Origin of the sequence: Jeotgalicoccus marinus DSM 19772 (assembly GCF_000425825.1) — a bacterium.
In the GTDB taxonomy this organism is placed as follows: Bacteria; Bacillota; Bacilli; order Staphylococcales; family Salinicoccaceae; genus Jeotgalicoccus; species Jeotgalicoccus marinus.
This window is the reverse complement of record NZ_AUEE01000022.1, coordinates 1-5615: the sequence shown is the minus strand read 5'-3', so window position 1 is coordinate 5615 and position 5615 is coordinate 1. Positions and strand designations below refer to the sequence as shown.

Sequence of the window (5615 nt, the reverse complement as noted above, 5' to 3'; positions counted from 1 at the left end):
GGACGTTTAACAATTTGATTGAATGTCACTTTGAGTTTTCAGAATAATCCTTCTAAATTAATGTAGTCTAACGACTTTAAATATAATTTTCAAACCTTGGTATCTTCGTATATATACTACCAGCCCGTGTTATATTCAGTCATTCATTTCGATACATCAACAGTATTTTCTAAACTCTTATATCCATCTTGATTTAGAATAGCTTCTTCATTTTCAAATAATTTTTCTACTGTAAGATCTTTATCCCAGTAGCCTTAGTTAGAACCAAAGAAGTTCTCAGCGACTCTTCCTGCTGCCACTTCGAAAATTTTACCATTATATTGATTATCTTTGTGAAATAACCACAAAACAGCAGGTGAAACCCGTTCAGCTCCAATTCGTTCTCCCTGACTCTTCCTTCTTCGTTTTCCATACTTCCAGACAATGCTGTGAAAGCACCAAACGCCAACATATTTACCGTAATACCACGCTCCAATCCTTTAGCTGCCAATGTTTTACCTAAAACAAGTACCGTTGATTTAGAGGCCGCATCATGACTTATCAAAGGTTGACTGATGAATGAGTAGGAGGAGAGGTTTATATTATAATTCTAGGTCTCTAGCTTTGTTTTCTCCTTCAATCAGCCTATCAATAATACCTTCACAGATTTCCTTATGTTCCTATATAATATCTAGACTCTTGAAGGATTGAAAAACGTAAAGGCAGTTAAATATCACATTACCTTTCCTTAAATTAATGTTTATGTTAAGTTTTTTTCATAACATACTCGTGCTAGAAAATGATGAAATTATCATTTGTGTCATGAGTTGTGATGCTGATAACTATTACCTGTACAATGAAATGACGGGTTATAGTAATAATTTATAAAACATGGAATAAGACGGTCCCTCGGTACTATACGTGATAAACAGCACTCATTCTATAATTTATTAGATCAAATATCAGAATAAGATATATTTTCTTAAATAATTTTAGGGGCTGGGACAAAACCATTCCCTTCAAAAATAAGCCGGACGTTAGCTTTTCTGGGGTATCTGTGTGCCTATAGTCTCACGCAGATGCTATTTCCTAGAAGTCTAACGTCCGGCTATCTATTATTTTTCTATATCTTCAAGACTTTTGTCCCATCCCCTAATTTTTTTGCATACTTTATCTCACTGTCTCCTAGTTACATATTCACTTTAAGTATTATAGAATTGTAGTTAATAGATATAGTAGAAGAGAAATTATGGCAAGCCGCTGATAAACTCAGAGGACGAATGGATGTCTCAGAATATAAAAGTGTGGTTCTTGGATCAATCTTCTTAAAGTACGTCTCAGATGCATTTGAAGAGAAAAATGCTTAACTGATTCAAGATGAATACGCAGATGAAGAAGATAAAGATGAATATATGGCAGAGAATATTTTCTGGATGCCAAAAGAAGCACGCTGGACATATTTCAATGAAAACTTTAAGAAACCTGAAATCGTTCAACTGATTTCTAACGGTGTGAAAAAACACAATAAAGCAGCAATCATGGTGACACACGATGAACGTATGCTTGAATACTGTGACCGCGTGTTCCAAATGAACGACGGTAAGCTTGAACAAGTGAAAGATTACTAAAATATTAACTCTGCTACAGACAAAATGTAGCAGAGTTTTTCTTTGTAAATCTATATACATATACGGGGTATATTCATTGAATAAAACGCTATATACGATACAATATATAAGAAGATTTTTATTTTTCAGATAGCCTTAAGGAAATCAAAGCGGAAGGATTTTTATCATGTTCAACTACTTATTTACAAACAGGCAGGGACAGTTTCTCGTTGCAGGGATTATCTTTATAATCCTCGGATTTGCGTTGATGCCGGTAGAGGGTATCTACAGTACCATTGCATTTTACATTGCAATTTTCTTCCTCGGTTTCTATGCATCTAAAAATGCGATCATCGAGACAATTAGAGAACGTTCACCAAACGTTGACTTACTGATGATTCTTGCTGCCATTGGTGCAGTCATCATCAATTATGAGTCAGAAGGTGCACTGTTACTTCTAATCTTTGCGGGTGCTGAAGTGCTTGAGAACTACGCGACGAGTAAATCCACAAAAGCAATTTCTGAACTGATGTCCCACCTTCCTTCAACAGCAAGTAGAATCGGGGCTGATGGAGAAATTAAAGAAGTTCCTACAGAAGAACTGATCCAAGGCGATATCGTCCTTGTTGCTAAAGGGGAACAAATCCCAATCGATGGAAAGGCAGACCGTCAAGTATCGGTCAACGAAGCAGCGCTGACAGGGGAATCTGTTCCGGTTGTAAAAGAAAAGGATGAAGAAGTATTTGCTGGTACGGTAAACGATGGCAACTCGTTTAGATTAACTGTAACTAAAACGAGTGATGATACAATCTTCTCGAATATCGTGCGTATGGTTGAAGAAGCACAACAAAGACCATCGAAACTATCGAAAACCATCGATCGAATTGAATCGAAATATGTAATCTCTGTTTTAATCGGGGTACCGGTGTTTATCGCTATCCTTTACTTCTTTAATAATTTAGGATTTGAAGAATCATTCTACCGTGGAATGGTCATGCTGACAGTAGCAAGCCCGTGTGCGCTCGTTGCATCGGCAACACCAGCGACACTGAGTGCGATTAGTAACGGTGCGAAAAACGGTATTTTGTTTAAAGGCGGTGCCGCGATGGAGGCACTGAGCACGATGGACATTCTATATAGTGATAAGACAGGAACACTCACATACGGTGACTTCGTCGTTGAAGAATATGCAGCGGATGAAGATACATTAAAAGAAGTGGTAACGATTGAACAACACTCGAGTCACCCGATCGCAGAAGCGATTGTGAAGAAGTTTAAAACTTTAGATTTAGATAGTGTCGATCACAGTGAACCAATAGAAGAAATCGTCGGCAGCGGAATGAAGAAAGGCGATATCATCGTCGGTAAACCCGATGCATTTAAAGACTACACAGACCCATCGAACTACAGAGATCAAATCATTGCTGGAAATACGAATATCTTTGTCGGAGAGAGTGGACAAATTACTGGATTCTTCTCGCTGGCAGACCAAGTCCGTGATGAAGCAGTACATGCCGTTGAAAACTTCCAAAACTCTGATATTGAAGTCATACTCTTAACAGGAGATAATGAAAATGTTGCAGAAAAAGTTGCTGGAGAAGTGGGCATTACAGACTACACTGCATCATGTCTCCCTGAGGACAAAGTACGCTTTGTAAATGAAAGTCAGAAGAAGAGTAAGATTGTCGGAATGATCGGAGATGGAATCAACGACGCACCCGCACTGGCAAACGCTGATATCGGTATTGCAATGGGAAGCGGATCATCCGTTGCGATGGAATCATCAGACGTCGTAATCGTAAAAAACAACTTACAAAAACTATTCTATAGTTTCATGTTAAGTAATCGACTCAATCGCATTATTTTAGCAAATATTATCTTCTCTATTAGTGTGATTGTTATACTTGTATTATTAAATATATTCGGACTCCTAAATCTACCAACAGCAGTGCTCCTCCACGAAGGATCAACGATACTCGTTATCCTAAACGGATTAAGACTGTTAAGAGCGAAAGAATAGTATATTTATCTACTGTAAGAAGGAATACACCTTGTATAAATCAATATTGCTCGCTGCAGACGGTTCGGAAAACAGTCTGAGAGCAGCAGAAGGATCATTAAATTTCATCAATAAAGAAACGACGGTGACAATATGTCTTGGACCCGTCCGATGCGAGAGATAATATTATACACAGTATGCCGAGTGGCAGTAAATCACACATTAAAATGACAAACTGGCGAAAATTATTGAAGTATATGAAATGAACACTATTCCTTACAAGATACAATATGAAAATGGAACGCCGAAAGAAAAAGTAATTAATGTGGCAAATCAAGGAGAAATTACGGTGTTGATAGTTAAATAAAGAGAGAACCACACGTCAGCAAGCAGTTCCATCTATTGTTTCCGTTTTTCTGGATCATAAGTGTAAGTGACAATAATCAATTCATCAGCACCTGTGTCTTTAGCAAATACTTCAAACTTTTAAGGAAATTAAATGAGACATAAAATAAAGGAAGCCATTTCTGGCTTCCTTTTAATTTTAATTAAACTTCGCACCACTTATGATAACCCTCTGTGGTTAACACATGTGCGTATTGTGTCTTAACACGCACTACTTGTGATAAGCTTCGGTGTATCAGAGTGGGCTGCGGTTTTTTCCAGGGCAACGCGTTGAAAGTCTATAATATTTAAAGCTTACTTAATGCTATTCTCCTAAATCAACTCGAAGGTTATGAAGGCTGATGACTATCTCAATATACTTTTCTTTTACAAGATCAATTAATTCTAAATCTGTCTTGCCCCAAATGTCAGAAGTGAAGAAACAATGTACCATCTTACCTACTTTTTTATAGTCACCATCTACTATCTTAGTCAAATTGTCTATCAGTTCTTCGTGCCATACTGGCATACCTTTCTCGCCTCTTATAAACATCTTAAGTATAAGGCCACTCCTGCCGATAACTTTGTCATAGCCAAATTCGAAGTCGATCGCTATAGATAACTTCGGATACTGAGTAACTGTTGTATCTATTACCAATGCCGATAATGGTTCAGTGGTAGGAGTGAATTTATAAATTTTGTTCAAATATACTTTGTCTTCAGGTGCTGCAAGCTTGCCCCTTAAAGTGTTATTTACTTCATGCTTAATTTCAGTCGTCTCAAACAAACTGATTATGCCATCCACTAATTGACTGCATTCTTTTTTATAAATCTTCAAGTCTGTATCCATATCTATAATCGATTGATAGTGCTTTTCAAGAAAGTGTTCAAAGTCCATTAACTGAGAAGGATTACTCATGTTTAAACGATTCCCTTCCTTTAAAATTTTGGGTATTCGGATTATCGTGTGGAAAAACATTATAGCTGGTAGATTTTTGCTAAACTAAGGTCAGGCTAGTTGAAGAGTATCTTTTATTTTCTAAGTAATTGTGGTAGCATAAAAATGAACTAGAAAACTGTAGCTAGGGTTCCGCTATCTAGGTAGGTCAGTGACCGAGGGCTACATCTTTTACAATATGTAAAAGGCACCTATTGACATAAAAGGTCCGAGGGGGAAGGTTCAGCGTAGTTGTTATGCGTTGAAATCTTTCTCTTCGGCTCTTTTTTTATTATTTAGGAGGTATTTATCGTATGAAAAGGATCGATGATTTGAAAGCTGGTGTTGCAGTTATTATTTTGAATGAGGGGAACCAAGTTTTGTTGCAAAAAAGGTCCGATGTAGGACTTTGGGGTATTCCTTCAGGCCATATAGAAATAGGGGAAACAGTTTCTGAAGCAGCTATTAGAGAAATAAAAGAGGAAACCAATTTAGATATTAGAATTAAAAAGCTTATAGGTGTGTACTCTGAGCCTGATTCTCAGGTTTTTACTTATCCAAATGGAAGAGTAGTGCATTTTATAACAACTTGTTTTCTTGCTGAAATTACTGGGGGTGAACTACGATGTAATTCTTCTGAGTCACAAGAAATTCAATTTTTTGAACAACAAAGTTTACCAAGAGACTTATTGAAAATGCATCCTCAATG

Annotated in this window: 4 protein-coding genes and 1 pseudogene; 3 read left to right on the top strand and 2 right to left on the bottom strand. The window is 37.0% G+C overall.

The genetic code is table 11. The features are described from left to right. Positions 1-226: 226 nt before the first annotated feature. Positions 227-490: a hypothetical protein gene (locus H624_RS12730; RefSeq protein ID WP_211220897.1), complete on the bottom strand. Its 264-nt coding sequence runs from the start codon at positions 488-490 to the stop codon at positions 227-229. A 769-nt stretch (positions 491-1259) separates the two neighbouring features. On the opposite strand from H624_RS12730, the pseudogene H624_RS12875 reads away from it, so the two are divergent. Together H624_RS12875 and H624_RS0109005 are read left to right on the top strand one after the other, a co-directional pair. Continuing rightward, a pseudogene (locus tag H624_RS12875) lies at positions 1260-1481 on the top strand (type I restriction-modification system subunit M N-terminal domain-containing protein); the annotation flags it as partial. 292 nt (positions 1482-1773) lie between these two features. Further along, positions 1774-3606, top strand: a complete 1833-nt coding sequence (locus H624_RS0109005; protein ID WP_026867287.1) for a heavy metal translocating P-type ATPase — start codon at positions 1774-1776, stop codon at positions 3604-3606. A 688-nt stretch (positions 3607-4294) separates the two neighbouring features. Here the strand turns inward: H624_RS0109005 and H624_RS0108995 are convergent. Further along, positions 4295-4888 carry a hypothetical protein gene (locus H624_RS0108995; RefSeq protein ID WP_026867286.1) on the bottom strand — a complete coding sequence of 198 codons (594 nt, stop codon included), beginning with the start codon at positions 4886-4888 and terminating at the stop codon, positions 4295-4297. A gap of 332 nt (positions 4889-5220) precedes the next feature. Here H624_RS0108995 and H624_RS0108990 point away from each other — a divergent pair. Beyond that, the coding region (locus tag H624_RS0108990) for an NUDIX domain-containing protein (protein WP_026867285.1) at positions 5221-5615 on the top strand (395 nt) is incomplete at its 3' end.

Excerpts from the sequence above, each read along its gene's own strand:
- H624_RS0108995 (WP_026867286.1), bottom strand. The coding sequence starts at position 4,888 with ATGAGTAATCCTTCTCAGTTAATGGACTTTGAACACTTTCTTGAAAAG.
- H624_RS0109005 (WP_026867287.1), top strand. The coding sequence starts at position 1,774 with ATGTTCAACTACTTATTTACAAACAGGCAGGGACAGTTTCTCGTTGCA.